Source organism: Saccharibacillus qingshengii, assembly GCF_013185195.1.
GTDB lineage: Bacteria > Bacillota > Bacilli > Paenibacillales > Paenibacillaceae > Saccharibacillus > Saccharibacillus qingshengii.
In genome coordinates, this window is sequence record NZ_JAAZWC010000023.1 from 16,451 (window position 1) to 43,251 (window position 26,801).

Genomic DNA, 26,801 nt, shown 5'->3' on the forward strand with positions numbered 1-26,801 from the left:
TTTATAGCATTTTTTTGAAAGATACTTGATGCCCCAATTGGACAGTATCTACTTCCCATTCCGCCATCAACCAGGACTTGGCGTGAGAATGACTTAACGTATTGGCCCACCATGGACGGTGATCATACGCGGATTGAGGCAGTGAAAAGCCAAGAATCTTTTCCATTTGCTTTACGGACAAAGTTAGCGAATCCGAATCGCTTTCTGCAAGATACCGATAAAGCTGTTCGTATTTACCTGAGTAAGGCTTTTGGAGTGCCGCTTTCGCTGCAGCTGGGCTTGTCTCCGTGGCTTTCGCTTCCAGAGCGAGTCTTTGCTGCTGCATATTATCTGTAGCTGCAATCTCGATTCGGCTTTCTACAGCCTGCGTTACTTTTTGGAGCATATAGCCGATTCCTGTACAACCGCTAAGCGGGAATGACAACTCTTGGTTTGCCGTAAAGACTTCTTTTGCTCGGTTCGTGTAATGCTTTCCGCCCAGTACGGTAATCTGCTTGTAATCGGTCAGTCCTTTGGTCTGTGCTTGCTCGATCAGCTGCTGGGTGGCGATCGTCTCGCTGCTTGGCTTCACAAAGGAGACGTTATAGTCTTCGGGGATCAGATCTTGAGGATATAGAAACCCGTGTTTGGCCGATAGAATCACCCAATGATCGAAGAACATGCTGGCATACCTTTGACAGGCGGCAGCAAATACTCCTGTATACGCATATTGGGCTTGCACGGCTTCAAGGCTTGGCTGCTTATCCCAAATCTTTGCGGCTCCGCAAGGAACAATGCAAAGGCGTTCAGCATTCTCCATTTACAATCGCCTCGATTCGTTTAAGGTCTACTGTATTCAAAGGTTCCTTGTAAAGTTCATTGACCTGCCAGAGTCCGCTGTCTCTGATTTTTTCATTGGGAGAATGCAGACCCAGCCAGTGACTTGAAGGTTTGCACTCCTTGCAATGGGACAGCGTAGATACAAGCCGTGATTCTAAGTAGAGGCGTTCCTGTTTGTCCTCGATAGGCAGCACGACAAATGAGAACTGGCTTTGGATATAATCGCTGACCTTCTTTTCCATATCGGCTTGATGCACAGCGTTGATCAGATGTCCGTTAGCTGTCTTGGATGCTTTCGTCGTGAAGTCGATGTTCCATACGTCGAGGTACGGATCTTTCGCCTGGTTCAGCAGACTTCTGCCAATGTTTTTGCGGAAGATGCTTCGATCTTTGTTTGCCTGTATAAAGTGCTGCTGCAGTCGAGAACGAAGTTGATTGTTTCCTGTATGCGTTCCTACACGTACAATCCGTTGTCCTTCATGTCCCATCTCACCTTTTTCAAACAGCAGGTAGATTCCGTTCTTTTCAATTTGTTTGTCATCAAAAGGAATGGTGTATCGGGGTAGGCGATGGGCTAGTCGGTGCAAAGCGGAACAATCTGCTTGGAATGTTGTCACGGCACATGTCTCCTTCCTTATTTGAAAAAGCAGCATAGAAGCCTGGGTAGACCAGGAATGCTTCTATGCTGCCAATGTGGAGCGCTGTTTCTTATTCCCAGGTCAATACCTTAAAGCTATCCACTTTCCAGCCGTATTTAGTCTTGAAAAGTGTCGCCTCATAAGTATCAGTATAATATTCGCCTTCAAAACTTTCACGAATATCTTGAGTCACCGTAGCACTTTGCTTGCTCGATGATAACTTAAAAGTCGCTTTTTTACTTGTGCTAAAAGCTGGGAGAAGCCAGGAATAGTCGTCACTATTCAAGTAAATCGGGCCAACCTTACCATCACTTAAATTGATCATGCCTTCTGTTTCTATTTGGTTCAAAAAGTTGTAAGTCAGAACCGATTGTAGACTCTTTTTTAAAGCTTCTGTCTTAATAACAGGATTCATACTCACCTGCTTGTAACGTGCTTGTTGCAAAAGCTTTAAAGCCCCTTGAGATGTGATCGTCCCAACTTTTTTTCGTTGGCTGTCTCTTACTCCGTCTTGACCATATACAACTTCTGTATATTTCTTTTTGCCTGCGTCCCATTTGTATACCAGCTTGTCGTAAACCCCTTCTGCTTTGGAAAGAGAACGAGTTTCCAAAGCACTATAAAGCTGATATCCTTGAATCTCATCATTTCCGTCTTTATCATCATCTGTAATTTTTGCAGTATCCGTATTTAGAACATCAGTACGGTCAATTTTTTTCAGAGTGTTGTTTTTGAAGACATTGACGGAAACAGAGGCTCCGCCACTTCCGCCGTTATGCACAAGAGCCAGCATATTTTTGTGAGTTTTATTTTTGATACGCCGAATTTCGTAAAAAGAATCTGACTCCACATTCTTGGCCAACAACTTGGTTCCATTCTTCGAGTAGATCCCTATGTAAGAAACCCACGGGCCGTATCCTTCTTTACTCGGAGCCGACAAGATGATTTCCTCAGACTTGTCGTTGTTCACGTCATAAAACATGGGACTGGAGATTGACTTGGCATCCAGTCCAAACTGCTTGGCAAAGCTGGCTTGGGCCGAGTATGCCGCCTGCATTTTGGCAGACGGTGCTGCTTGAACTTCTGATACGGATACCGTTACTGTTCCTGTTAATGCCAAACTGACTGCCAGAAAAGCAGCTCCAATTTTCTTCTTCATATTCTTCTCCTTTTAGGGCTCCTAACCCTTAGAATACATACCGTTTTACGGATTTACACATGCCCATGCTTAACTTTGCTGGAAAACCTTTATAAATCAAGGATTTGATTGATTGTTGTTAGAGGGGGAATAAATGAAGTTTTTATGCCTTTACGGGAGGGGGAAGCACCATTTGTAAACGTTTTGAACAGGTTATAGCGAGAAGATCAAGTTCAAAAATAGAATTGCAATGACTACGAAAACAAGGAGCGCAAACAGACATCCGAATCCTGCTCGTTTTCCCTTTTTGCCAAATAGGAAAAAGCATCCCAAGAAAATTAAACCTGTTATTACACCTGCAGGTAAGACGATCATATTTGCCGCCTTTCAAAGCTCTCTTATAGAAGACTCCAATTTCCGAATTTTCCAACCCAAGCTATACACCAATGCTTAAAACCTGTTGAGCGTAAATCGGCCACCCCCTATATTGTAAGCCAACAAATACCTGTGCAGATGTAAGCAAGGTTTTATCCACTCCATCTTTCTTATGAGACTTTATTCCTTATCGATTTATTTATACCATCTTCTTTCTTGTAAGGGAATAGTAAGTAGGCAATTAGAATTGATCCATACACGCAAGATTCCCCTGGCTTGTTACCAAAATTCCTTGTCAGGTTGAACACACCTTAAATTGATCCTGCCCTCTTCATATATGTCTATTTTCAAGACTCTGCAATCGTTGTTCGCTGACGATTCGGAGTCTTTTTTTGCTTTACAGAGAAATTCGCGGGAGTGAGAGTACCGCATGGTCAAGGAGGAAACGGAAGGGAAAGATTTCAGCCAAGCAACACCACCACATGTTGAGAGGAGAAAAAGAAATGACTGAAAAACGAGGATTGCCTGAAAGTTTGCATACGTTGATGAAACAGCTGGTGCAGCAGAAGCAAATTCATATGGCAGGTACTGTGCTTTTTGTTTACTTTCAGCGCCATTGGCAGCTGGATGAAGAGAAAGCCGCTTATTACACCGTTCGTTACTTCCGCAAGTATTTCCCTGTCCAGTGGGAAAAGGAGCAGCAGAAAGAGCAGCGCCGAACCTGATTGCCTTATGGGCTACAGCGTCAGATTGTCCAGTTTTCACTTTTATTCATAGGAGGTTATATCCATGTTCAATGCTTACCAATTCAGAACCGTATTGTCCCACGCTTTGTGCGAAAGCGAAAACAGCTATACTGTCGAAGAGGTTCTTTCCCGCTTCCATTCTCCGCATCTGCTTTGGGATGCTACCGAGCAGGAATTGATGGAGATCCGCGGAATCGGCAAGAGCAAGGCACGTCAGATCCTGTCTGCTATCCACCTTGCCAAAATGCTCAATACACCGTCGCCGTATCCTCATGTAATCAGAAAGCCTGAGGACGTATTCAACTTGGTAAGGCACGAGCTGGGATATTTGCAGAAAGAGCACTTCGTTTGTTTATTTCTGAATACCAAGAATCATCTGATCGATAAAGAAACGGTTTCGATCGGCTCTCTGAACAGCACGATTGTTCATCCAAGGGAAGTCTATCGCGCCGCTATCAAGAGAGCCGCCGCTTCAATCATCTGCTGTCACAACCATCCATCAGGAGATACGACTCCAAGCCAAGAAGACATTATGATAACAAGCCGCCTTGCTGAAGCAGGTAAGATCATCGGTATAGAGCTGCTGGATCACTGTGTCGTTAGTTCGGTGGGTTTCACCAGTATCAAAGAGCTGGGGTTTATGTGAGTTCCGTATCTGCTTGAAGCAACCGATAAGCCCCTTACGCTTGATCTTCTCCTTCAATCCTCCTCGTTGACACCTCCTTACCAAACTCTTACGATAAAGGCGAAAACAACCCCTCAGGAGCGTGATCCCTTGTCCCTCACCAGTTTGATTCTGTACCACCCAGAAATCAAAGCTCTTTTCGCTACAATCCCTAATATGAAAGCTTCTTTCGCATCAACTGACAGTGAAGAGCTTCCTTTTCCACCTTCTCCGCCTATTGTGGTAAGCAGGGCCAGTAGAGCAACGTCCATTATTGGCCACGCTTACGACTACTGGCTCAGAGCTTATATTCAGCGAATCAATGACTGCCCTCAAGAACTTTATGAGGATAGCTTAGCAGCCTCTTTCGCTGTTCAAATGCTTGCTGGGCCTATGCCAAGCCTTCCTGAAACTTATCGTCAAATTGTAGACCGACGAAACGCCTACATCACGAAAGCCTGCGACGTGACCCCTGGCTTGATCCAAGGTGCTATTGTGCTTGGCAATCTGGATCAGTACTACCGCTCTGGACAACTCGTTGAGGGCGGCGTTCTCCAGGTAAACGAAGCGGATGTGGAAGACCTACAGCGGCTTATCCAAGAAACGGAGTCTCATTCATCCCTTTTTCTTGCACAGAACAGCTTGGTATGTAATCCTTGTTTTGGAGAGGCCATTACACAGCTTGTAGGCGGCGCTGATGGCGATTTACTGATGGACGGTATGTTGATCGATATTAAGGTTGAATCGGCCTTTAAATGGAAAATAGCCTATCTCAGACAGCTTCTTGGCTACTGGATACTTTCGTGCCTGACTCCCCGTTTTGAAGGTGAAATCGAGCATCTGGCCATATGGAATCCCCGCTACTGCCGCTTGGTTTATATCCCTGTTCAAGAAGTATGCCGCTCGATCAATATGGTTGAGTTTGTAGATGCTTTTCTGAACATTATTTGCCTACCAGGCTTTGACATGGCTTCCCACATTCTTAATCGCGATAAACAGCGCTTTGTAGAAGAGGTTCTGCAAGTATGGCAGTCTACAGACAATCCGATCAGAAGACAATATAGGTGAGGAGGCAATGGCGCCTCCTCCCTGCTTATTGCATTACTTTTTTTACAAGTTTGCTACTAGAGGAGGCAGACTCTTCACTCCTATAACAGGCGCAATTCCCAAATTCCCCAAAATCCCATCGTACTTGTTCCTGGTCGTACGACAAAAGAGATTCAGGTTGTTTTCTTGTAACGCTTTGATGTAAGTCAATAATAGATAACTTAGATTTACATTCAGGCTGTCTTGTAACTTCCTCAACATTTCACCTTCCGTTGTGATCTCCAGGTTGGTTAAACCGACGAGGTCCAAGTAACCTCTGAGTAAGTTTGTGGTTACGGAAGGCTGAATAATATCCCTTAGTTTAGCCTGCCTGACTTGAAGCTTCCTCTTTAACTCTGTTGACTTACATGCTACTTCAAAACGTATGACACCTTTACTCATACCAGTTTCCTCCGCACTCTTCCCTCTTGAAATGCAGCAGGCGTGTCTGTCGTAAAACATCATCTTTCTTGAAGAGTTTTTGAACAAAACAGTCGATCCATCGCCCAGAACATCCTTTTCGTGCTGGGCAACTGTATGCTTGGAAATAGCATTCAAGTAATCTTGCACCTCATCACCAACTTGAAAATCGTACTTGATGTCTACCCTTTTAACACGAGCGTCCTCTAGTGAATGGATAAGTTCCCCTCCAAGCGTTTCTGTAACCAAACGTTCTAGCTTGTTCACAAGCAGAGGAGCCTGTGCTGTCTCAATAGGGATCATGCTATTACCGTGCAGAAACCCTCCACAAGAAGCCACTTCCAACGTCAGCTTCTGATTCTCGACTGTATGCTTAACGAATACGCCTTCGTAGTTACTATCGTATAAGTTGTAATTCTGTCCTTCAGGAAGAACACGAATGTTATGGCCTCTGTTCCCATTCCTCGCCATCTGCTGTAGCTGTGCCTGTGGTATCCTTGCTTCTGTTTCAAGTTGAAGTGTGTCGATATAAAGCATAAGCTTCATCCTTTCTGGTTTGTGATTTGTTCGCGAAATGGACACTTTCTACGATTATTATCAGTAATATGATATCTGGTCTTCGTTACTTCATTTTCCAACTATCCATCATCGTAGACTTGCCTCCATGTTTTCTTTAAGACAGAGAACTGAATTTTCAAGGGTCGTTTCTTTTCTTCCATTTCCAAGTTCATACTGCACCATCTTCCTTTCTTCATCTTTCTATTACATCTCCTCGTGCTTTTCCTGATCTTTTTGAATGGAGGAATTCATAACTTGTAAGACGTCTTCATAATAAAGCATTTTCCTGTTTTGGTAAAGTGTAATATTATTGAACCTGCAATTTGAATCATTTATACTGTTACTAGAGAAACAAGGAGGTCAGTCAAGTGAAGAATGATAACGTGGGAAGATGGATTGAAGCAGAAGAGCTTAAGCAATTTTCAAAATTGAAGTGGAACGAACGGATCAAATGGGTACGTGAAGAGTTGAATAAACTTTATGTGGGCCACTACTCTGTGAAAAAGGTGGCTGCAAATAGCAGAGTAATTAGTCATTCAGGCCTTTACAATCTGGAAGGCAGCACAAGCCCTCTTCCAAGGCAATCTACCATGGAATCATTGGCGGCATACTACCAAGTACCTGAAACCATTTTTACAGCCACTCAACCACAGCGCTTCTTTTTGGGAAGACGCTACGAAGAAAATGACATCCGATTAGCTCAATATGAAGTAGAGATCCACTATACGTTGCGTAGCCCTATTGCCAAAGAAACTCCAAAAGAAAGAACCTTTCTTTTGAAAACAAGACATATGGACGCAGAGGAGCTTCTTCAGCGATTGGAACATGAAGTTGACCTTACGTTAAAAAGATTGGAAAAACAGAGCCGATTGGACAAAGCTTACGATACGCTGAGAAATGTCAAGGAGATTGAGTAATTCACTCTCCAAAAAATTGAATACAGCTGATCAATGAACTTTCAAAAGGCCTGGTTCCTTAAGCGAACCAAGCCTTTTTGTCATGCCTTTAAATCCTCAACCAGCTATATTCCAATGCTTGGATTTGAAATGAGAATTTGTAGCACAGGTCGAAAGGAGTAGTGATGTATTCAATGAATATCGCGCTTTATTTGAGGGTCTCTTCCGAGCAACAAGCAGAGCGTCAGCTTTCGATTCCTGCTCAAAGAGAGGCACTGAGGAAGTATGCCTTAAACAAAGGTTGGAACATTGTCGAAGAGTTTGTAGACGAAGCCAAGTCAGCCAAAACGGATGAGCGGCCGAGCTTTCAAGAAATGATTGCTGCTGCTCAAGGAAATAATGCCAACTTCCAAGCCATTCTGGTACACAAATTTGACCGCTTTAGCCGAAGCAGAGCCGATCATGTGATTTACAAAGCTCTGCTCAAAAAGCAAGGGATTCAGGTTCTTTCTGTCACTGAACAAACTGACCCTGACACCCCCCATGGCATGCTTTTGGAGGGAATACTGGAAGTGATTTCGGAATTTTATAACCTGAATTTGAAGCAGGAAACGCTCAAGGGGATGAGAGAGAACGCAGCTCAAGGCTACCACTGCGGAGGCAGGGCTCCTTTTGGCTATCGTCTGGTTCGAGAAGGAAGCAAAGTGAGTTATGGGTTGGGCCCACAGGAAGAGATCGACTTGGTTAAGCAAATCTTTAGTATGGCCTCTGAAGGTATGGGAGGTAAGAAGATTGCTAGAATTCTGAACGCACAAGGGATTCCGAAAGGTCGGAGATGGGCTCCATCTACAGTCTTGTCCATCTTGCAAAATGAGGCTTACCTGGGGCAGCGAGTGTGGAACAAGAAATCTGAAGTAGGAGGTTACAAAAATGCTAAAGAAGAATGGATTATCTCTAAAGGGTGTCACCCTGCCATAATCAATGAAGATATTTGGGTGATATGCCAAGAAAAAATTAATGCAAGAAGACCAGGTATGTGAGTCACATCTGAACACACAATAAATACATTTGACAATTAGAAAGGAGTAAGATATATTTGATTTGTAAGTCACATCTGGCCAGATGAATATCACATTTCGAGGAGATGTAACTATGACTAATCTTTGGATGCTTCGCCCAATCCCGCATGGTCACAATCAAATGCAATATTTCTTGTCTCACAATCGGATCGCTGTTGGTTATCCTCTGGACACAAATCTTCAAAACTTTTCTCAACAAGAAATTCGGAACAAGATCCGCGAAGTAGATGCAAGTTGGGAAACAGGTATTAATAACATTGAAAAAATTGTTTACCTGATGCAAAAAGGCGATATTGTCATTGTCCCTGAGCAAAACGCAAGAGATGTTTACTTCGCTGAGATCGTCAGCGACTACATCTACGAACCAGACCTTGATAAAAATGATGTAGTAGGTAGTGGATTCCCGCATCAGCGTGAAGTCCTCTGGTATTTTGATAAGAAGCCTTTTCCACGAAACGAACTGCCTGATGCCCTAACGAAGTCCCTTCGTTTCCCAGGAGCAACGGCAGAGCTTACAAAGCACCTCCCTCTGGTTGCTGAAATTATTGGCAATACCGATCTTATGCAGCAGATGCAAACCACCACCCTTTCGTTTGAACATCTCTATGACAAAGCTCTTCAAGTCGTTGAAGAAGCCCTTGAAAGCAGAGATCAGAATATCGCTCTTAAAGCGGCAGAAATCGTTTTGAACTACAGCAAAGTATAAGCTTTTTCTTTTCTTACAGGCATGCCTTAACGGTATGCCTGTTTTTTATGTCCAAAAATAAAAAAGGAGTTGTTCCCTTATGAATGTAGCCATTTATGCACGCGTATCCTCTGATCGTCAGGCAGAAAAAGAAATTTCGATTCCTGCTCAAGTAAAAGCGATTCAACAATATTGCCAGGAACGTGGTTACACGGTCGTCCAAGAATTCATCGAAAAAGGAAAGTCGGCAAAGACTGATGATCGGGAGGAATTTCAGAAGATGATCGCTTTGGCAAAACGCAGCAGCCGCTCCTTTGATGCTATCCTCGTCCATAAGTTTGATCGGTTTTCTCGTAAGCGAGATGATCACGTTATTTATAAGGCTCTCTTAGCTCAAGTTGGCGTTAAGGTCATTTCCGTAACCGAGCAAACAGATGCAGACACGCCGCAGGACAAGCTTTTGGAAGGCATACTGGAAGTGATGTCGGAGTTCTTCAACGCAAACCTTGCTGCAGAAGTACGCAAGGGAATGAAGCAGAACGCCAAAATGGGTTTCAATAATGGAGGAACTGCTCCTTACGGTTACCGTACAGAACACATGGCATTGGCTCATCAAAAGACAAAAGCAGTCTGGGTTCTCGGACGGCAGCAAGAGATTGAAATCATCCGTTGGATCTTCAATCAATATGCGTATGAGGGAATGGGGTACACCAAAATTGCCGCTGAACTCAACAGGCAGCAGATTCCTACACAAAAAGGCGGCACATGGTCGGCAAGCACAATACGAGCAATCATTTTCAATGAATCTTATATGGGACGCCGCTGCTGGAATAAACAGGACTATCAAACGAAAGGAAAGAAATGGAGAGATCGTTCCGAGTGGATCATTACCGAGAATGCTCATCCTGCCATCATTACCAAAGAGCTTTTTGAAAAGTGCCAGATCGTTGCAAAGGAGCGTCACAAGGGCGGCGGAGAAACCCATAAGCCTGTCGACATGAGAGCTGCGTCTCCGTTTTGGCTTCGGGGAGTAATGATCTGCGATAAATGCGGCTCGCCTATGGTTGGAAACTCAACTTCGAGCAAAATGAAAGGCGGCCGAAAGCAGTATTATGTATGTGGCGGCTATATGCGTAAAGGAAAGGATTTTTGCTCTTACGCGGGTTGGAACAAGAACCGTGTCGAAGAGATCGTCTCCAGCCGTTTGCGATTAATGTTCATGCAGCTGTTGATCCAGGACGGATTGGAGCAGGAAATCAAAAAGAACTTTAACGAAAGCAATCAGCATAAATTGGCCGCTAAGCAGAATATGGAGAATGAAGTTTCTTTCTTGCTTAAGAGAATCTCATTGATTCAAGAAGATATTCAGGCGGGGAAAGCAAAATTTTATCATCATGAAATGTTGTCTGAGATGGAAAGTGATCTTCAGAACAAAACAAAGGAGCTGCAGGCGCACTCTGAAAGCTGGAGTGAGGTTGCAGTTCCCGAGGAACTGATCGCATCCATCAAGTATGATCTCCAGGCTTTTCTTAGCCTTCTTGATCAGGAAGTACCGAATGTGCAGCTGCTCCATACGATTGCCAAAAAGTTCATCTCTAGGCTTTGCATCAATCGGGACACAGGTAAGCTGTACCTCACTTTAAGGCTATTGCACGAACAAAGTGTGATCTACGAAAAGACCCTGGTCGCAGAGTGGAAATGATCAGAATTATTTGAGCCGAGGTATGCCAATGAAGGACTTTCAAAAATGTTCTTATCCCCTTCATTGCTTGCGACAAAGGCAGGCATATCAAGGTTCGAAGAACCGCAACGAATAGCAAAACAAAAAAGAGACACCGCTTAAGGGTGTCTCTTCTGGTCTTACATATGGAGGCGAGGGGAGTCGAACCCCTGTCCGAAGGCAACGCAGCATAGGCTTCTACGGGTGTAGTCACAGTTTTGATGTCACCCGAGCAGCGCCCCGTAACCGGCTCCGCGTTGGGTCAGCCTGATTGTCTTCTTCCGTCTACCCCCAGGCGGAGACTAGACGGCGTAGCCTACTAATTGGGTTGGGCCCTCATCCCGGCACATAGGCGATGCCGAGCGAGAGCACGCATCACAGTTTCTTAGGCTGCGAAAGCGTAGTTGGTTTGTTGTTTGCCATTTAATAGGCTTTAGCGTTGATAAAGCGGACGCGTCCCCACTACCCGCTACCCATGCCCGAACTACCCCCGTCGAATCCATAAACGCCCCCTGGTCGGAAAAAGGTCGCCCTCCGAAGATCGAAGCCGGCGCGCATTTTTCATAAAAGGGAACTTCCGGATTAAAGGGCCGTGTTCTTGGAACCGCGAGGTTCCGGCACGAGCCGCATGTTCCTTAAGTTCGCACGGTGTCTTTCCCTCCATAAAAGAAAGAACCGTTCGCGGGAGTGCAAGCACTTCCCACAGACCTTGATTATACCACATTTCGCGGTGTAAAGGTAGATTACCCTGCCAGATACGCCGTAAAACCTGGAAATTCTCTTCCGGTCGCTCAGCGGCTGATCTTGCGAACGCCCGCCTGTCCCGCTTAACGCTGGCGAGATTTGAGAGCCCGCTGGATATCCCGCTGTGCGTCGCGCTTGGCGGCCGTGTCGCGCTTGTCGTGCTGCTTCTTGCCTCGGCCGAGGCCGATCAGCAGCTTGGCGTAGCCGTTGCGCACGTAGACTTTGAGCGGCACGATCGTGTAGCCTTCCTGCTTGGCCTGGCCGATCAGCTTGCGGATCTGCTGTTTGTGCAGCAGCAGCTTGCGCGTGCGCGTCGGATCTTCCGGGTTATTGCGATTGCCCTGCTCGAACGGGCTGATATGCATGTTGTGGACGAACGCTTCGCCGCCGCGGATCGTCGCGAACGCGTCGCCGATATTCGCTTTGGCTTTGCGCAGCGATTTGATCTCCGTGCCGGTGAGCACGAGTCCCGCTTCGTACGTATCCTCGATGAAATAATCGTGGGACGCTTTTTTGTTCTGCGCCAGCACTTTGCCCTGCTCCGTATTTTTAGGCATGTCTTGCACCCCCTCTGCTTCTTTATTTAACGCTCCTATATTGAATTGTAACAAGCCGACTTTGGAAAAGGCAAGAAAAGGAGCTTCCGGCGATCATCGGAGACACGTTAACGGATCCAGACGACGCTTAGAGCGCAAATTTCGCGTTCCTTTTTTTCTAACGGATCGAGAGAACCGTTAGAAGCGCCAACCGGCTGAATTCCGCCGGATTAGCTTCCCCATTTACCCGCTAACGGACATGCGATCCGTCAGCTCGCTGCCCAAGACCCAAAAATGCCGCTAACGGATATGTAATCCGTTAGCGGCCGGGATCTTATTCTTCTGGCCGAAGCCGCTTGGTTGGCCTGCAAAGCGCACCGATCGGGCAGTTTCAGCCCGACCAGGCCGCCGGCTTGGCCTTGATCGCGTGCATATCCTGCACGCGGCGCCTGCGGCCGACACCGCAGCACAGGCCCGACTCCTCGGCCTTATCGCTTACAGAGAACGCACGCGATGCAGCCTATCGCCTTAAACCCGTTTACTTGTCTTTGCGCGGCGGTCTGCTGCCGCCTGTCGATCCCGGACGGCCTCCGCCGCCGGAACGGCCGCCTTTGTTCGGCCGTTCGTTGCCGTTGCGCGAGAACGTTGCCGTCTCGCCGCCGTAGCCGCCCGTGCCGGAACCGAAGGCAAATTTGCCTTTGCCCGGTTCGCGCGCGCCTTCCGGCGCACCCGCGCCGCTGCCTGCGGCCGCGGAACTGCCCGCTGCGCCGCTCGAGCCGTCAGTACGGCTCGGACGAGCGCCCCGTCCGCCCTCAGCCGGCGGACGGCTGCTCCGCTCGCCCGCTCCGCTCGGCGAGCCGTTATACGCATCTCCGCCGCTCTGTCCGGCTTCGATCTGAATGCCGCCTTGGCGCGATGGCTTGCGCGGCTCGGAACCGGCTTCGCCTCTTGGCGCGCCCTGACCCGCGCTTGCGCCCGTGCCGCCGTCCTGGCCGCCTTTGCCCTGGCGCAGCTGTGCGCCAGCTTCGCCGCCGGTCGCGCTTGGACGCGGACTGCCGCCTTCCGCGGATTCGCCACGCGAACCACTTGGACGCGCGCTGCCGTTCTCGCCGCTGCCGGCTTCGCCCGGCACACCGCCGCCTTTGCGTCTGCGCTTGCGTCCGCCGCCAGAAGGTCCGGCTTCGCCACCTGCGCCTTGTTCCTGCGCCGCAGGTGCGATTACCGTTGTTCCCTCGGCCAGAGCGGCACCGCCGCCTTTGCCTTTGCGTTTGCGGGTCCGCTTTTTGCCTCCGGCCGGAGCACCGGCTTCGACCGCGCCGCTGCCGACGACCGGTGCGGTTCCCGCTGCCGGAGCCGGTGCTGCCGCACCGTTCGGCCGGAACACGTCGCCCTGCTTTTTGCCTTTTTTCTTGCCTTTGCCTTTATCCTTGCCGAACTTTTCTTTGCCGGTTTTGTCGCCGCGTCCGCCTCTAGGCGCGCCGCTCGGTGCACCGTCGCCGCGTCCTCCACGGCCGCCCCGGAACGCACTCTTTTTCATATCGACCAGCTCGAAATCGATCGTATGCTCTTCCATGCTCACCTTAGATACGCGGATCTCGACCAGGTCGCCGATCCGGAAGATGCGCGACGTGCGCTCGCCGACCAGCGTCAGGCGGGACTCGTCATAATGGTAGTAGTCGTCGGTCAGATTGCTGATATGGATGAGGCCTTCGATCGTGTTCTCAAGCTCCACGAACAGGCCGAAGCTTGTTACGCTGCCGATAACGCCTTCGAATGTCTCACCGACTTTGTCCAGCATGTACTCGGCTTTCTTCAGTTGGGCCGTATCGCGCTCCGCATCGACCGCCACGCGCTCGCGAATCGACGACTGCTGCGCGATATCCGGCATGCGGATGTTGAGGTATTCCTCGCGCGACTGCGACAGCTTGCCGCCGTGATCCAGCACTTCCCCGATCACCCGGTGGATAACCAAGTCGGGATAGCGGCGGATCGGCGACGTGAAGTGCGTATAGTATTCGGCCGCCAGGCCGAAATGGCCGAGATTGGCCGAATCGTACTTCGCCTGCTTCATCGAGCGCAGCAGCAGCGTGCTGATCGCTTTTTGCTCCGGCGTATCCTGCACTTCTTCCAGCAGCGACTGCAGCTCGCTCGGCTGGATGGTGCCTCCGCGCGTGCCTTTGACCTGGTAGCCCAGATTGGCAGCGAAGGCCGCGAACAATTCCAGACGCTCCTGATCCGGGTCTTCGTGGATGCGGTACAGGAACGGAACTTTGGCTTTGCTGAAATGCTCGGCCACCGTCTCGTTCGCCGCCAGCATGAATTCTTCGATGATGCGTTCGGCGATCGAACGCTCGCGCGTCACGATATCGATCGCTTTGCCCTGGTCATCGAGCAGCACTTTGGCTTCTTCGAAATCGAAGTCCACAGCGCCGCGCTTCATCCGGCGTCCGTTCAGCTTAAGCGCCAGCTCCTGCATCGTACGGAACGTGTCGGCCAGATAACCGTAGCGCTCCTGCAGTTCCGGATCTTCTTCTTCCAGCATCCGGCGCACGTTTTTGTACGTCATCCGCTCGACCGTTTTGATCACGCTTTTGAAAATATCGTAACGAACCAGCTTCATCGACGCGTCGAATTCCATCTCACACGACAGCGTTAGGCGATCCACGCGCGGATTCAGACTGCAGATCCCGTTGGACAGGCGCGGCGGCAGCATCGGAATGACCCGGTCCACCAAGTACACGCTGCTGCCCCGGTTATACGCTTCCTGATCGAGCTGGGAGTTTTCTTTGACATAATAGCCGACGTCCGCGATATGCACGCCGAGCACGTAATTGCCGTTCTCCAGACGTTCCACGTTGACCGCGTCGTCCAGGTCCTTGGCGTCTTCGCCGTCGATCGTGACAATCTGCTTGCCCCGCAGATCGCGGCGGCCCTGACTGTTGATCTCTTCGTCCGAAATGGTCTCCGGCGCGGCTTCCGCTTCTTCCAGCACTTCGTCCGGGAAAGACTCCGGCAGTTGGTGCTTGCGGATGATCGACAGAATATCGACGCCCGGATCGCTGTTATAGCCCAGCACTTCGATGACTTCGCCCTGCGCCGCCGCCCGGCCTTCCGGATAAGCGGTGATGCTGACGACGACTTTTTGCCCGTTCAGTGCGCCTCCGGCGCGTCCCGCCGGGATAAAGATATCGCGCGTGATGCGCTTATCGTCCGGAAGTACGAAGCCGAACGACTGCTCGTCCTGATACGTACCGACGATCTGCGTTACGGCACGCTTAACAACGCGCACCACTTCGCCTTCCATCCGCCCGTTCGAAGAACGGCGCGATGCGATACGAATCAGTACGGTATCTCCGTTCATGGCGCTGAGCATGTCGTTTGCGTTGATATATACGTCGGCGTGCTCGCGGTCCTCGGGAATCAGGAAGCCGAAACCTTTCGCATGCGTTTGCAGACGGCCGCGCAGCAGATCCATCCGCTCCGGCACCCCGTAACGCTGGGTACGCGTAAGCACGATTTTGCCTTCTTCTTCGAGCGCGTTCAACATGTTCATAAATTCCCGGAACTGTTCCTCGTTGTCGATGCCGAAGTGCTGTTCCAGCTCTTGGTACGTCATTGGCTTGTATGCGTCTTCTCGCATAAAGCCCAGCAGCATGTTTTCTGTTATCATGGTTATCACCTCAAAATGGCTCCGGCTGCCTACAGACCGCCCGACCGGCTGCAGATCGCGAATGCTCGATTTTTGCTTCTTCTATCAGTTTCATTATACGCTAAAAGTACCCGCGTCGGAGCCTGCCTAATCCGGGCCGGCTCTTTGCTGTCCCATTAATCGCACCTATGCAAAAAAGCCCCCGTATCCCTTGAATCCAAGGATCAACGAAGGCTTCCCCGAACGAACGAGCCGTTCCGATCGCTGGGTTTAGTTGGTCAGAGCTGTAGTCAGAAGCGCCATGATTACGAATCCCGCACCCAAAACGACTGTGATCCGCTCCAGTACCAAATCCATCCCGCGAGCTTTGGATTTGCCGAACAAATGCTCCGCACCACCGGAGATCGCGCCGGCCAGACCCGCGCTTTTTCCTTTTTGCAGCAGCACTACCGTGATTACCCCAACGGAAAAGATCAAGAGAACTACCTTCAGAAAGATTTCCATGTCATTCCACCTCCTAAGCATAAGCCGTATACCTTGTATAATAAGTAGGTTAATCCGATTGTTCCATTATCGATCCAAACACAGAAAACAGCACTTTCATTCTACCATAACCCTGGTTATTTGACAATCAACCAAAATTGGGCTTAGGGACGGCGGAGGCATTAAAAAGCCGCGCTGCGGCTGGATCTCCCGCGGCACGGCTTGGTTACATTGGCGATAGGGACGTACAATCAGAGCGGCTTTTCGCCTAGCGGCGCTGCTGCTTGCCCTGAACCGTACGGTCGGTCCATAGAATATATCCGGCGGATAATGCCGTAAGGACCAGAATGGCCATGATGATCATGGCATCCGACATGCTTTTTCCTCCTCTGCTGATCTGACTCCGGGTGACGTGCGGGAATGGCCTGGTTTTCGAAAGATGCGAAAAAGGTCACCTCTCCTGCTCTGCTTACGAGGTTAGCTGACGGATTGGGACGCAAGAGTCGCCCCGCCTGTGCGCATCCGGCAGTTCCGGCTTGACGCAAGGCTTCACCCCGTGAGAGCCGGTCGCGGCCTCTCGTTTGGTTCCCCCGTTTTATCGAAAAATTCAGCAGTCAATTCCTAGTGGGTATACGTGTTAAGTGACGAATCTCATCATCCTTTCCAAAGAATAGGCGGCATGCCGGAGTCTTCGCAAATCCAACGGTCGAAGTCCGGAAAATCGGCACGGATCCCAAGTGTTCCAAACCCGTGAAAGCAGTCGTCGTTTCCTTTTTCCATGGGAGGCGCACTGCTTTTATGAACCGTATCTTAACCCCTTCTGACACTCCGTGTAAAGGATGAACTTCACCTGTTTTTGGGGGTTTGGGCGTTAATAAGTGCACTTGAATCTTCCAGGAAGTCCGATCTTTCGTTTTCGCGAAAAACCTCTTCTTTGCTTCCTTTTGCTCAAAAAAACTGATAAAAAAACCACGTTTTTTTGCCTTTTTGTTTTTCGGTGCTTCAAGTCTGAAGAAAAGCGGGGCTTTTTAAGGTTTTCCGCCGTCTTTCGAATTTTTTTCGATATAGCAAAGAAGATCCAATCCGCCGTTTATATCCGTGATTATCGCGGTTTTGGCGGCATCGCAAAAACCCGTTCGGCGATCGAACGGGTCGTGAAGCGATCCTTGCAAATCTTCTTTCAAACGGCACCGGTTGATCCTTTATACGCCTGCGTTCAGTACCGCCCAAGCCTGTTCGAGCTTAAGGTTGTAGGCCGGATCGTCGGCGGAATTCATGAACCGCACGCGTCCGCTTCCGCCTCCCGCAAGGCCGCGTTCTTCCAGAATGCGCGCGACTCTTCGCACCGTGCCGGCACTGCCGTCGATCACCCGGATATGCGGCGGCAGAAGGCTCTCCAGCAGCTTGGTATAGTACGGATAGTGCGTGCAGCCCAGTACGATCGTCCCGTAACGGCTCAGATCGAAAGAAGCGAATTGGCGGTTGAAGTAATCTCCCAGTTCGGCCGGATCAAAATTCAATCGTTCGCAGTAACCGACCAGCTCAGGCATGGGCAGCGAATCGACGATCCCCTGATCGTCCACGCGCGTCACCAAATCCCTGTATTTGGCCTGACTGAGCGTCAGCTCCGTCGCCAGCACCAGCACGCGCTGCCCGCTGGCCCCGTTCATCTCGACTGCCGGTTTGACCGCCGGTTCCATGCCGATCACGGGCACCGCGTAGGTCCGCCGCAGTTCGGTCGCCGCCGCGCTGGTCGCCGTATTGCACGCGATCACCAGCGCTTTGATACGCTCGCCCAGAATGCGCTCCGCCGACTCGCAGACATATTCCGTCACCTGCTCTTTCGTCTTGGGCCCGTAAGGCACATGCAGCGTATCCGCGAAAAATATAAAGTCCTCATTCGGAAGGCGGCGGACCGCTTCGTGCATCACGGTCAGCCCTCCGATTCCCGAGTCAAAAAAAGCGATGCTCATCCTGCTTCCCCTGCCGTTTCTTTTTCGTTGGTGTAATTTCTTGATTTACGTCGTGTATGCAACCTGTGCGTCCATGTCCCGGGTCTCGTCAGCCTCTTATTATAGCCTTCTCCGGAGGGAAACGCCATGAAAAGCCGGTTAAATGCCGCTCAGCCGCTTTTCCCCGATCGTCTGCAGCATCGCGTTCGCAAAAGCCTTCAGCCGGGATTCGGGCACCGCCGGTCGGCTCTGCGCTTCGCCTGCATACAAAGCGAGCGCGGGGCGCACAACATCGCTCCATTCCGGCAGCGACTTCGCGGCCCATTCTCCGCCTTCCTTTTTCGACGCGACGGCTCCTTCTTCCAGAAACATCAGCACCCGGCACAGATTGAGCGTAAGATAGACCGGATTGTCGGCAATCTCCGCTTCGGCGTTCGACACGTCGCTCCAAACGGACTCCACATAATCCGCCTCCGGCACAGCGGGATACAGGTCGCGCAGAGGCCGCCCGTACAGCAAGGTGCCGCGCTCGTAGGCGACGGTGACCTGGGCAGCCAGATCGGCGTCTTCATAATCCGCACACAAATACTCCGGGTCCGAAGCATAACGATGACGGTGCGCGCCGGAATAATGATAGACGCAGGGAGCAGGATGCACGAAATGGCGCAGCACCGATTCTTCCACGACACTGAACTCGAGATCCCGGCCTTCGGGGAAGCCGTTATGCACGTCAAGGATGCTGCGGGTCAGTTGGTACAGCCGATCCCGCTCCGGCCGCTCGCGCACGACGACAAGCAGATCGATATCGCTGCGCGCCGGATTAAATCCGCCGATCGCCAGCGAACCGTGCAGATAGATGCCGATTACATGGCCTCCTAGCGCTTCAATTATGCTTGAAGCCGCCCGATCCGCCGCTTGGCGCGCTTCGTGCAGATCGGGCGTTTCCGTCTGCTCCGATTCGGTCGACCGGTCTTGCGGCGAATGTCCGGGAAGAATCGGAGAATGGGTTGGGTTCGTTGAATGGGTTGGATTCGTTGGTTCTGAGGGGTTCATAGAAGCCTCTCCTTTTGCAAAAGTAGATTTATACGACGGCCGCACTTCTGCGTGCAGGCTAACGTCATGACGATTCGTCAGCATTCGATTCAATCCCGATTCGGCAGCTTGGCTCGGCTGAATACTTCCGCCGCATACGGCCAGGCCTGTCTGGATAGCCGATTCCGCCCGGTTCCGGCGGATTACGGTCCCCGCCTGGGTACGGGCACGTTCGCTCTCACCGCTCAGCGCTCTGCGGCCGCGTGCAGGGCTCCGATTGCGCCGCTGTACAACCCGCTGCCGGGAATCACGGCCTCGGAGCCAAGCATCTCTGTAAACCGCGTGGTCAGCTCGCGCAGCAGTTCGTTGTTCTCGTACGTCGAGCCGACGTACACGACCCGGCGCGCTCCGTGCAGCTTGGCGTATTGAACGCCGACTGTCGTGACGATCTCCGCCACCATGCCGACCACCGCCGCCGCATAATCCTGCGGCCGTGCGCCGCCTTCGGGCGGCAGAGGCCGCGCAAAGTTCGCGGCCGTCAGGTCGCCGGCAATCGGCGGCGTCGCCGGGGCATAGATCTGCCCCACCGTCAGATCGACCGCCTCCCGGTCGCCCAGCGGCGCCAGCCGCGCGATTTCCGCGTAATCGCGCACCCCGCACAGCAATTCGGTCAGACCGACGATCGTGCCTCCGCCCAGACCGATCCCGCCGAGCCTCGGCCGCTCGGCCCCGTCGATCAGGTGCAGCGACGTCCCGGTTCCGACGTTGACGAGCACAAATCGCTCCGCCGATACATTTGCCTCGCCGCGGCGATCGCTCCCGCTGCGCAGAATCCGTACGGCACCTTCGGCCGTCGCTTCGAATTCCGGCACGGACACAAAGTCCGTGCGATCCGGCAGCAGAGCGCGAAGCCGCTCCGCCTGCCCGCCGGTGAACCCGAGGCGCGTATCGGGCGGAAGGTGCCGCTTGATCCAGTCGGCGGCATCTTCTAGCCGCGAAGTCGGGAATTTCAACAGTTCCGGCAGCGGCGCGTAAGCCTCTTCCGGATGCCGCTTCTGCCAGGCTCGGTCCGTCTCCGGCAGTGAACCTTCCGAATACGGCCGGACTTCTTTGTCTTTTTGCCCCTCCTGCTCTTCACTGCTGCTCAGCCGTTCTCCGCTCCCCGAACCGTTCTGCGAGTAAGCGATCTTGATCAGCGTTCCGCCTGCGTCGATACCCGCGTATGCCGTCATGTCGGTCGTCCTCCCGTTTGCGCCGCGGCGGCCGGTCACCCGGCTTACCGGAACCTGCGGACCGCGCCGTTTCTTCATTCATCATAAACGCCCCGCCGCCGCACGCCAACTTTTTGAATAATCCTCGATTTACCTCTTGATCTTTCGCGTCCGATCCTTTAGAGTAAGACGAGTTGACATTGTATAACCTCAATAAGATGGTTTGAGGGTATCTACCGGGAACCTATCTCCCGACTACAAAGTCGCGCCCAAGGCGCCTTTGCAGTCGGGAGTTTTTGCGTTCTCGCAGCTTTCCGCACTCCTTTCGCGCCGCACTTTTCAGGAAAAAGGAGACCCGAGTTTACATGAATCTGAAAGTTCTCGTTCTGACAATCGCCGCGTTTACCGTAGGACTTGTCGAACTTATCATTGGCGGCGTGCTGCCGCTGATCGCCGGCGATCTCGGCGTATCCGTCAGTACTGCAGGCCAGCTCATTACGGCTTACGCACTCGTCTACGCCATATCCGGTCCGACCCTGCTCGCGTTCACGGCCCGTTTCGAACGCCGCAAGCTGTACCTCTACTCTTTGGTCATCTTCATTCTCGGCAGCCTGCTCGCGTTCTGGAGTCCAAACTTCGGCGTTCTGCTGATCTCCCGTTTCGTAACGGCGGCAAGCGGCTCGCTGATTACGACTCTGTCGCTGACCCTAGCCGTCAAAGTCGTGCCGGAAAATTACCGCGCACGCGTCATCGGCATTATCTCGATGGGCATCAGCTCGTCGATCGTACTGGGTGTTCCGCTCGGCGTTCTCGCCGCCGACAAATTCGGCTGGCGCATCCTGTTCCTGTTCATCGCGATCTTCGCGCTGCTGGCCATGTTCGTCGTGTACAAGTTCATGGAGCCGGTCGCTCCGCAGCAGGCTATCCCGCTGAGAACGCAGCTGGCTTCGCTTAAGAACTTCCGCGTCGTCGGTGCCCATCTGGTGACGGCGCTTATGCTGGCCGGCCACTACACGCTGTACGCCTACTTCACGCCGTTCCTTACGAACGTTATGAATCTCGGCGCTTCGTGGATCAGCATCGTGTACTTCTTCTTCGGCCTTGCGGCTGTCGCGGGCGGCATGATCGGCGGTTTGATGTCCGACAGCCTGGGCGCCAAAAGAAGCATTATGATCGTCGTCGGCGCGTTTGCGCTCACCATGTTCCTGCTGCCGTTCTCGGCTTCGTTCGTACCGCTCTTCGCGATCCTCGTCTTCGTGTGGGGCGCGCTGAGCTGGGCACTCTCGCCGGCGCAGCAGAGCTATCTGATCGACGCCGCTCCGGAAACGTCGGAAATCCAGCAGAGCTTCAACTTCTCCGCTCTGCAGGTCGGCATTGCCGCCGGATCGGCGATCGGCGGCGTCGTGATCGACAATACGCCGGCCGTTACGTTTAACGCCTGGATTGGCGGAGGGATTGTTCTATTGGCCTTCGCCGTTGCGATCTATACGCTTTACCGCAAGCCTTCGACCCGCCGTCCGGAAAAAGACAGCCGTGAAGTCGGATCGAAGCTGGAACCGACTTTCGGCGGAGATTGATTGAACGTTTACCTGAAATCGGGCTTTCAATATTGAAATAGCAAAGCTAAAATAAGAACCCTCTTTATGCAGTTAGGCTGCTTAAAGGGGGTTCTTATTTGTACAGCAGCTTATAACATGTGCCGTCGAGCATACGAGATATGCAAAAACGTTTTTTATTTGGGGAGCGTTTAATGTATACAGCTTTGATTAAAGGAGTGATTTCGCATACGTAGAAAAGCCGTTTTTTCGTCCTTTTTACTTGTAGTTATACTCTTACTCTCCGGCTGCGGCGGCAAAAGCGGCCAGGAGTTATTAGTCGGCGTCCAAGACAGCAAAGACAGCCTAAGTTTTGCCGAAGATCAAGCGGTCCAAGATCCGGAAGCGATCGAAGAATTCAAAAGCATTGTTGCCGAAGATCTTGAGAAAGCCGCAAATTCGCCGAAAGGCGATCCTCACTATGTCATCATGGTAAACAACTGGGATGACTCGACAATGGAAATAAAGATGGATTTATGGCTGCAGCAGGACGGTACGATCATTTTCAATCGCGGATCTCGAGAGTATGGATACTATGTACTCGACAAGGAAAAAAGCAGCCGAGTCAAAGAATTGACAAGCATCCAATAGGCACCCTGCACATCCAAACACAAAAAAAGAGACACCGCGTCCGGCGTCTCTTTTTTGTGCTTCCCGCGCAGCTCCGGCGTCCCGGAGTATTGGCGAAAAGCGATTGGTTAGATCTTAGCTGAAATCCGCTTGAACTCCTGACGGAATCCTATTGGAATTTCTTTTGATCCAGGTTGTAGAACGATTTCAGGCCGTTGTATTGAGCCAGTTCGCCCAGCTGATCTTCGATGCGAAGCAGTTGGTTGTACTTGGCAACGCGGTCTGTACGGGAAGGAGCACCCGTTTTGATCTGACCGGCGTTTGTCGCAACCGCGATGTCCGCGATTGTGCTGTCTTCGGATTCGCCCGAACGGTGCGAGATAACAGCAGTGTAGCCTGCACGTTTTGCCATTTCGATCGCGTCGAAAGTCTCAGTCAGCGTACCGATTTGGTTAACTTTGATCAGGATCGAGTTACCGATGTTTTCTTCGATACCGCGGCCCAGACGCTCGGTGTTCGTTACGAACAGATCGTCGCCGACCAGTTGGACTTTGTCGCCCAGTTTCTCAGTGAGCAGTTTCCAACCTTCCCAGTCGTCTTCGGAGCAAGCATCTTCGATCGTGATGATCGGGTACTTTTCAACCCAAGAAGCCATAAGGTCAACGAACTCTGCGGAAGTGTAGGATTTGCCTTCGCCCGCGAGTACGTATTTACCGTCTTTGTAGAACTCGGTGGAAGCGACGTCCATACCCAGGAAGACGTCTTTACCCGGTGTGTAACCGGCTTTTTCGATCGCTTCGATGATTGTGGAGAGAGCTTCTTCGTTCGACGTGAAGTTCGGAGCAAATCCGCCTTCGTCGCCTACTGCTGTTGCCAGGCCTTTGCTGCTCAGTACGGATTTGAGGTTGTGGAAGATTTCCGCACCCATGCGCAGAGCTTCTTTGAACGTAGGCGCGCCTACTGGCAGAACCATGAATTCTTGTACGTCAACGTTGTTGTCGGCATGCTCGCCGCCGTTAACGATGTTCATCATAGGAACCGGAAGCTGTTTCGCGTTGAATCCGCCCAGGTAAACGTACAGCGGCAGGTCGAGAGCGTCAGCCGCAGCGCGGGCAACAGCCATCGAAACGGCCAGGATCGCGTTAGCGCCCAGTTTGCCTTTGTTTGGCGTTCCGTCCAAAGCGATCATCGCTTTGTCGATGCCCAGTTGGTCAAGAGCATCCATGCCGATGACTTCAGGAGCGATTGTTTCGTTTACGTTTTTAACCGCGTTTTCTACGCCTTTGCCCAGGTAACGGCTTTTGTCGCCGTCGCGAAGCTCTACGGCTTCGTGAACGCCTGTCGAAGCGCCGGAAGGAACGATTGCGCGGCCGATTGCGCCGGATTCCAGGTATACTTCAACTTCAACTGTAGGGTTACCGCGGGAGTCAAGGACTTCGCGTGCATAAACGTCAGAAATAATCGTCATTTTAATTAATCTCCTTTGAATTCGTGTATTGGGTTAGGAGCGGCCGCCGTCCGCAAGAACGGCAGCTGACACTCCATGTTAACACTTCAATATGCCGCTTCACCGTTAACTATGCCACACTTCAAACTTAATGAGAAGTTTTGCGTGCGGAAATCACGGATTGTCCGGTCATTTCGGACGGTTGAGCGACCTGCATCAAGTCGAGGATCGTCGGCGCGATATCGGCCAGGATGCCGCCTTCGCGCAGCGTCACTTCTTCGCTGGTTACGATGAACGGAACCGGGTTGGTCGTGTGCGCCGTCTGCGGGCGTCCGAACTCGTCGATTTCGGTCTCGGCATTGCCGTGGTCGGCCGTGATCAGCGCGACTCCGCCTTTGGCGAGGATCGCGTCCACGACGCGGCCTACGCACTCGTCGGTCGTTTCGACCGCTTTGATCGTCGGTTCCATCATGCCGGAGTGTCCGACCATGTCTGGATTGGCGAAGTTCAGGATAATGCAGTCCTGTCTCTCCGCTTCAATCTCGGCGATGCAGGCATCGGCGACTTCGCGTGCGCTCATCTCCGGCTGAAGGTCGTAAGTGGCAACCTTCGGCGAGTTGATCAGGATGCGGGTTTCGCCTTCCAGTTCCACGTCGCGTCCGCCGCTGAAGAAGAACGTCACGTGTGGGTATTTCTCGGTCTCGGCAATACGCAGCTGCGATTTGCCGTTCTGTACGAGAACTTCGCCCAGTGTGTTGTTCAGGTTCTTCGGCGAATAGGCTACGCTGCCCTGCACGTTCACGCTGTACGTCGTGAACGAGACGAAGCTCAGCGTTTCAGGCTGTGCGTCTCCGCGGTCGAAACCGGCGAAGCCCGGAGCCGTCAGCGCTTCGGAGAGCTGGATCGCGCGGTCGGGACGGAAGTTGATGAAGATGAGCGAGTCGCCCGTTTGAATCTTCGCGGTTGGCTGTCCGTTTTTGGCAATCACGGTTGGCAGAACGAATTCGTCCATCACGTTTTTGGCGTAGGAATTCTCCACCGCTTCCAACGCGCTGTCGGCTGTTTCGCCTGTTCCGTAGACCAGAGCGCGGTAAGCCAGTTCGACGCGTTCCCATCTCTTGTCGCGGTCCATCGCGTAGTAGCGGCCTTGCACGGTCGCGATTTCGCCTACGCCGATTTCGGCGATCTTGTTAACGAGCTGTTCCATGTACTTTTTGCCGCTGTCCGGAGCCACGTCGCGTCCGTCCATGAAAGCATGGATGTATACGTTGTGGAAGTCCAGTTTTTTGCACAGTTCGAGCGTAGCATACAGGTGCTCGATATGGCTGTGCACGCCGCCGTCCGACAGCAGACCCAGCACGTGCAGCGCTTTGCCGTTATCTTTGGCAGATTGAACGGCACCGACCAGCGTCGCGTTTTCGAAGAAATCGCCTTCGCGGATCGATTTGGAAATCCGGGTCAGATCCTGATACACGATACGGCCCGCGCCGATGTTCAGATGGCCCACTTCGGAGTTGCCCATCTGACCTTCCGGCAGACCTACGGCTTCGCCGCATGCCGTCAGGGTCGTGTGCGGATACTTGTTCCAGAAACGCTCGTAGTTCGGCTTTTTGGCCTGTGCGACCGCATTGCCTTCTACGCCTTCGCGCAGTCCGAAACCGTCCATAATGATCAGAGCTACAGGTTTTGGAGCTGTCATTACTTCGCCCCCTCAACCAGGGCCGTGAAGGAGTCGGGCTGCAGGCTTGCGCCGCCGACGAGTGCTCCGTCGATATCGCTTTGGCCCAGGTATTCCGTTACGTTCTCAGGTTTCACGCTACCGCCGTATTGGATACGGATAACGTCGGCTGTCGCTTGGTCGTACAGATCGGCCAGCACAGTACGGATGTAAGCCGTCACTTCGTTGGCATCCGCGGATGTCGACGATTTGCCTGTTCCGATCGCCCAGATTGGCTCATAAGCCACGACAACTTCTGCCGCTTGTTCTTTGGACAGGCCTTGGAACGCGCCTACCGTTTGAACTTTGCAGACTTCTTTCGTTTGGTCGGCTTCGCGCTCTTCAAGCTTTTCGCCTACGCATACGATCGGAGTCAGGTCGTTGCGGAAAGCCGCTACGACTTTTTTATTCACGATCTCGTCGGTTTCGCCGAAGTACTGGCGGCGCTCCGAGTGACCGATGATGACATAGTCCACACCGAGTTCTTTCAGCATAACGCCGCTGATTTCGCCCGTGAATGCGCCGTTGTCTTCGAAGTGAAGGTTCTGTGCGCCCACTTTGATTCCTGTGCCTTTAACCGCTTCGGTCAGGGCAGGAAGGTTGGTGAACGGTGCGCAGATGACGGTTTCCACGCCTTCTACGACAGCACTGCCTTTTACCGCTTCGGCAAAGGCCAGCGTTTCGGATACGGTTTTGAACATTTTCCAGTTGCCGGCAATGATTGGCGTTCTCACGAAATAATCCACTCCTTTTAGTGACTTCTTTGAAAACCGGTGTCGGCGAAAAACGTGCTCAGATGACGCTGCGAGTTGTAGAGGCCTACGATCGCGTGTTGAAATTCGATTTCTCTTATTGAAGCATAACAGAGGTGGAAATCGAATTTCAAAGGCGAACCCTTCGTTTCTCCGGCTCTCTACAACTCTTCGCTGCATATTCGGCGCCTGGCCGACTTGAACCGCTCTTCAAAATCGCTTTAAAACTCGCTCCGCAGGATAGGGCGGAAGGATCGACTAGTACGATCCTTCTCGACCTCTGCTTCGG

At 51.8% G+C, this 26,801-nt stretch carries 22 protein-coding genes, 1 other RNA gene and 2 riboswitches; of the genes, 9 read left to right on the plus strand and 14 right to left on the minus strand.

Annotated features, from left to right (window positions below):
• Window position 1 precedes the first annotated feature (1 nt).
• The 3 genes from HRQ60_RS23495 to HRQ60_RS17545 all read right to left on the minus strand — a co-directional run bounded on the left by HRQ60_RS23495 (window position 2) and on the right by HRQ60_RS17545 (window position 2,616).
• Window positions 2-799 carry a DUF7662 domain-containing protein gene (locus HRQ60_RS23495; protein ID WP_216671630.1) on the minus strand — a complete coding sequence of 266 codons (798 nt, stop codon included), beginning with the start codon at window positions 797-799 and terminating at the stop codon, window positions 2-4.
• Window positions 786-1,436 (minus strand): GIY-YIG domain-containing protein, encoded by a 651-nt coding sequence (locus HRQ60_RS17540; RefSeq protein ID WP_216671631.1) that lies wholly within the window; start codon window positions 1,434-1,436, stop codon window positions 786-788. Before HRQ60_RS17540 ends, HRQ60_RS23495 begins: the two co-directional genes overlap by 14 nt.
• Window positions 1,437-1,527: 91 nt before the next feature.
• Window positions 1,528-2,616 (minus strand): hypothetical protein, encoded by a 1,089-nt coding sequence (locus tag HRQ60_RS17545; protein ID WP_172198079.1) that lies wholly within the window; start codon window positions 2,614-2,616, stop codon window positions 1,528-1,530.
• Window positions 2,617-3,473: 857 nt separating this feature from the next.
• Between HRQ60_RS17545 and HRQ60_RS17550 the strand changes: the two genes are divergently transcribed.
• The 3 genes from HRQ60_RS17550 to HRQ60_RS17560 all read left to right on the plus strand — a co-directional run bounded on the left by HRQ60_RS17550 (window position 3,474) and on the right by HRQ60_RS17560 (window position 5,448).
• Window positions 3,474-3,695: a hypothetical protein gene (locus HRQ60_RS17550; protein ID WP_172198081.1), complete on the plus strand. Its 222-nt coding sequence runs from the start codon at window positions 3,474-3,476 to the stop codon at window positions 3,693-3,695.
• Window positions 3,696-3,759: 64 nt separating this feature from the next.
• Window positions 3,760-4,362 carry a RadC family protein gene (gene radC / locus HRQ60_RS17555; RefSeq protein ID WP_172198084.1) on the plus strand — a complete coding sequence of 201 codons (603 nt, stop codon included), beginning with the start codon at window positions 3,760-3,762 and terminating at the stop codon, window positions 4,360-4,362.
• A 129-nt stretch (window positions 4,363-4,491) separates the two neighbouring features.
• Complete coding sequence (locus HRQ60_RS17560; RefSeq protein ID WP_172198087.1) at window positions 4,492-5,448, plus strand: hypothetical protein; 957 nt, start codon at window positions 4,492-4,494, stop codon at window positions 5,446-5,448.
• A gap of 42 nt (window positions 5,449-5,490) precedes the next feature.
• Here the strand turns inward: HRQ60_RS17560 and HRQ60_RS17565 are convergent, their stop codons facing one another.
• A complete protein-coding gene (locus tag HRQ60_RS17565; protein WP_172198089.1) occupies window positions 5,491-6,423 on the minus strand; it encodes a phage/plasmid replication domain-containing protein in 933 nt (310 codons plus the stop codon).
• Between the two features lie 389 nt (window positions 6,424-6,812).
• Between HRQ60_RS17565 and HRQ60_RS17570 the strand changes: the two genes are divergently transcribed.
• From HRQ60_RS17570 to HRQ60_RS17585, 4 genes are all read left to right on the plus strand, one after another.
• Window positions 6,813-7,361 carry a hypothetical protein gene (locus HRQ60_RS17570; protein ID WP_172198092.1) on the plus strand — a complete coding sequence of 183 codons (549 nt, stop codon included), beginning with the start codon at window positions 6,813-6,815 and terminating at the stop codon, window positions 7,359-7,361.
• A gap of 173 nt (window positions 7,362-7,534) precedes the next feature.
• Window positions 7,535-8,380: a recombinase family protein gene (locus HRQ60_RS17575; RefSeq protein WP_172198095.1), complete on the plus strand. Its 846-nt coding sequence runs from the start codon at window positions 7,535-7,537 to the stop codon at window positions 8,378-8,380.
• Window positions 8,381-8,492: 112 nt separating this feature from the next.
• Complete coding sequence (locus tag HRQ60_RS17580; protein ID WP_172198098.1) at window positions 8,493-9,125, plus strand: hypothetical protein; 633 nt, start codon at window positions 8,493-8,495, stop codon at window positions 9,123-9,125.
• 79 nt (window positions 9,126-9,204) lie between these two features.
• Complete coding sequence (locus HRQ60_RS17585) at window positions 9,205-10,806, plus strand: recombinase family protein (RefSeq protein WP_172198100.1); 1,602 nt, start codon at window positions 9,205-9,207, stop codon at window positions 10,804-10,806.
• Window positions 10,807-10,968: 162 nt separating this feature from the next.
• Here the strand turns inward: HRQ60_RS17585 and ssrA are convergent.
• From ssrA to HRQ60_RS17620, 7 genes are all read right to left on the minus strand, one after another.
• Window positions 10,969-11,337, minus strand: a transfer-messenger RNA (tmRNA) gene (gene ssrA / locus HRQ60_RS17590).
• 314 nt (window positions 11,338-11,651) lie between these two features.
• A complete protein-coding gene (gene smpB / locus HRQ60_RS17595; protein WP_172198102.1) occupies window positions 11,652-12,125 on the minus strand; it encodes an SsrA-binding protein SmpB in 474 nt (157 codons plus the stop codon).
• 517 nt (window positions 12,126-12,642) lie between these two features.
• Complete coding sequence (rnr, locus tag HRQ60_RS17600) at window positions 12,643-15,774, minus strand: ribonuclease R (RefSeq protein ID WP_172198104.1); 3,132 nt, start codon at window positions 15,772-15,774, stop codon at window positions 12,643-12,645.
• A 249-nt stretch (window positions 15,775-16,023) separates the two neighbouring features.
• Window positions 16,024-16,257, minus strand: coding sequence for a preprotein translocase subunit SecG (secG, locus tag HRQ60_RS17605; protein ID WP_172198106.1), 234 nt, complete (start codon window positions 16,255-16,257; stop codon window positions 16,024-16,026).
• A gap of 429 nt (window positions 16,258-16,686) precedes the next feature.
• Window positions 16,687-16,859: riboswitch (cyclic di-AMP (ydaO/yuaA leader) on the minus strand.
• A 579-nt stretch (window positions 16,860-17,438) separates the two neighbouring features.
• On the minus strand, window positions 17,439-18,209 hold the full coding sequence (gene murI, locus HRQ60_RS17610) for a glutamate racemase (protein WP_172198108.1): 771 nt from the start codon (window positions 18,207-18,209) through the stop codon (window positions 17,439-17,441).
• Between the two features lie 138 nt (window positions 18,210-18,347).
• Window positions 18,348-19,241: an aminoglycoside adenylyltransferase domain-containing protein gene (locus HRQ60_RS17615; protein ID WP_172198110.1), complete on the minus strand. Its 894-nt coding sequence runs from the start codon at window positions 19,239-19,241 to the stop codon at window positions 18,348-18,350.
• A 224-nt stretch (window positions 19,242-19,465) separates the two neighbouring features.
• The gene (locus HRQ60_RS17620) at window positions 19,466-20,530 is read right to left on the minus strand and encodes an acetate and sugar kinases/Hsc70/actin family protein (RefSeq protein ID WP_172198112.1); all 1,065 of its coding nucleotides are present in this window, start codon (window positions 20,528-20,530) and stop codon (window positions 19,466-19,468) included.
• An 81-nt stretch (window positions 20,531-20,611) separates the two neighbouring features.
• Window positions 20,612-20,709: riboswitch (purine riboswitch) on the plus strand.
• Between the two features lie 87 nt (window positions 20,710-20,796).
• Here HRQ60_RS17620 and HRQ60_RS17625 point away from each other — a divergent pair.
• Window positions 20,797-22,008 carry an MFS transporter gene (locus tag HRQ60_RS17625; protein ID WP_172198114.1) on the plus strand — a complete coding sequence of 404 codons (1,212 nt, stop codon included), beginning with the start codon at window positions 20,797-20,799 and terminating at the stop codon, window positions 22,006-22,008.
• A gap of 474 nt (window positions 22,009-22,482) precedes the next feature.
• On the plus strand, window positions 22,483-22,617 hold the full coding sequence (locus HRQ60_RS23925; RefSeq protein ID WP_281358142.1) for a hypothetical protein: 135 nt from the start codon (window positions 22,483-22,485) through the stop codon (window positions 22,615-22,617).
• Between the two features lie 148 nt (window positions 22,618-22,765).
• Here the strand turns inward: HRQ60_RS23925 and eno are convergent, their stop codons facing one another.
• From eno to tpiA, 3 genes are all read right to left on the minus strand, one after another.
• Window positions 22,766-24,064 (minus strand): phosphopyruvate hydratase, encoded by a 1,299-nt coding sequence (eno, locus tag HRQ60_RS17630; protein WP_172198116.1) that lies wholly within the window; start codon window positions 24,062-24,064, stop codon window positions 22,766-22,768.
• 127 nt (window positions 24,065-24,191) lie between these two features.
• Window positions 24,192-25,742 carry a 2,3-bisphosphoglycerate-independent phosphoglycerate mutase gene (gene gpmI, locus HRQ60_RS17635; RefSeq protein WP_172198119.1) on the minus strand — a complete coding sequence of 517 codons (1,551 nt, stop codon included), beginning with the start codon at window positions 25,740-25,742 and terminating at the stop codon, window positions 24,192-24,194.
• On the minus strand, window positions 25,742-26,494 hold the full coding sequence (gene tpiA / locus HRQ60_RS17640) for a triose-phosphate isomerase (protein WP_141447939.1): 753 nt from the start codon (window positions 26,492-26,494) through the stop codon (window positions 25,742-25,744). Before tpiA ends, gpmI begins: the two co-directional genes overlap by 1 nt.
• Window positions 26,495-26,801 lie beyond the last annotated feature (307 nt).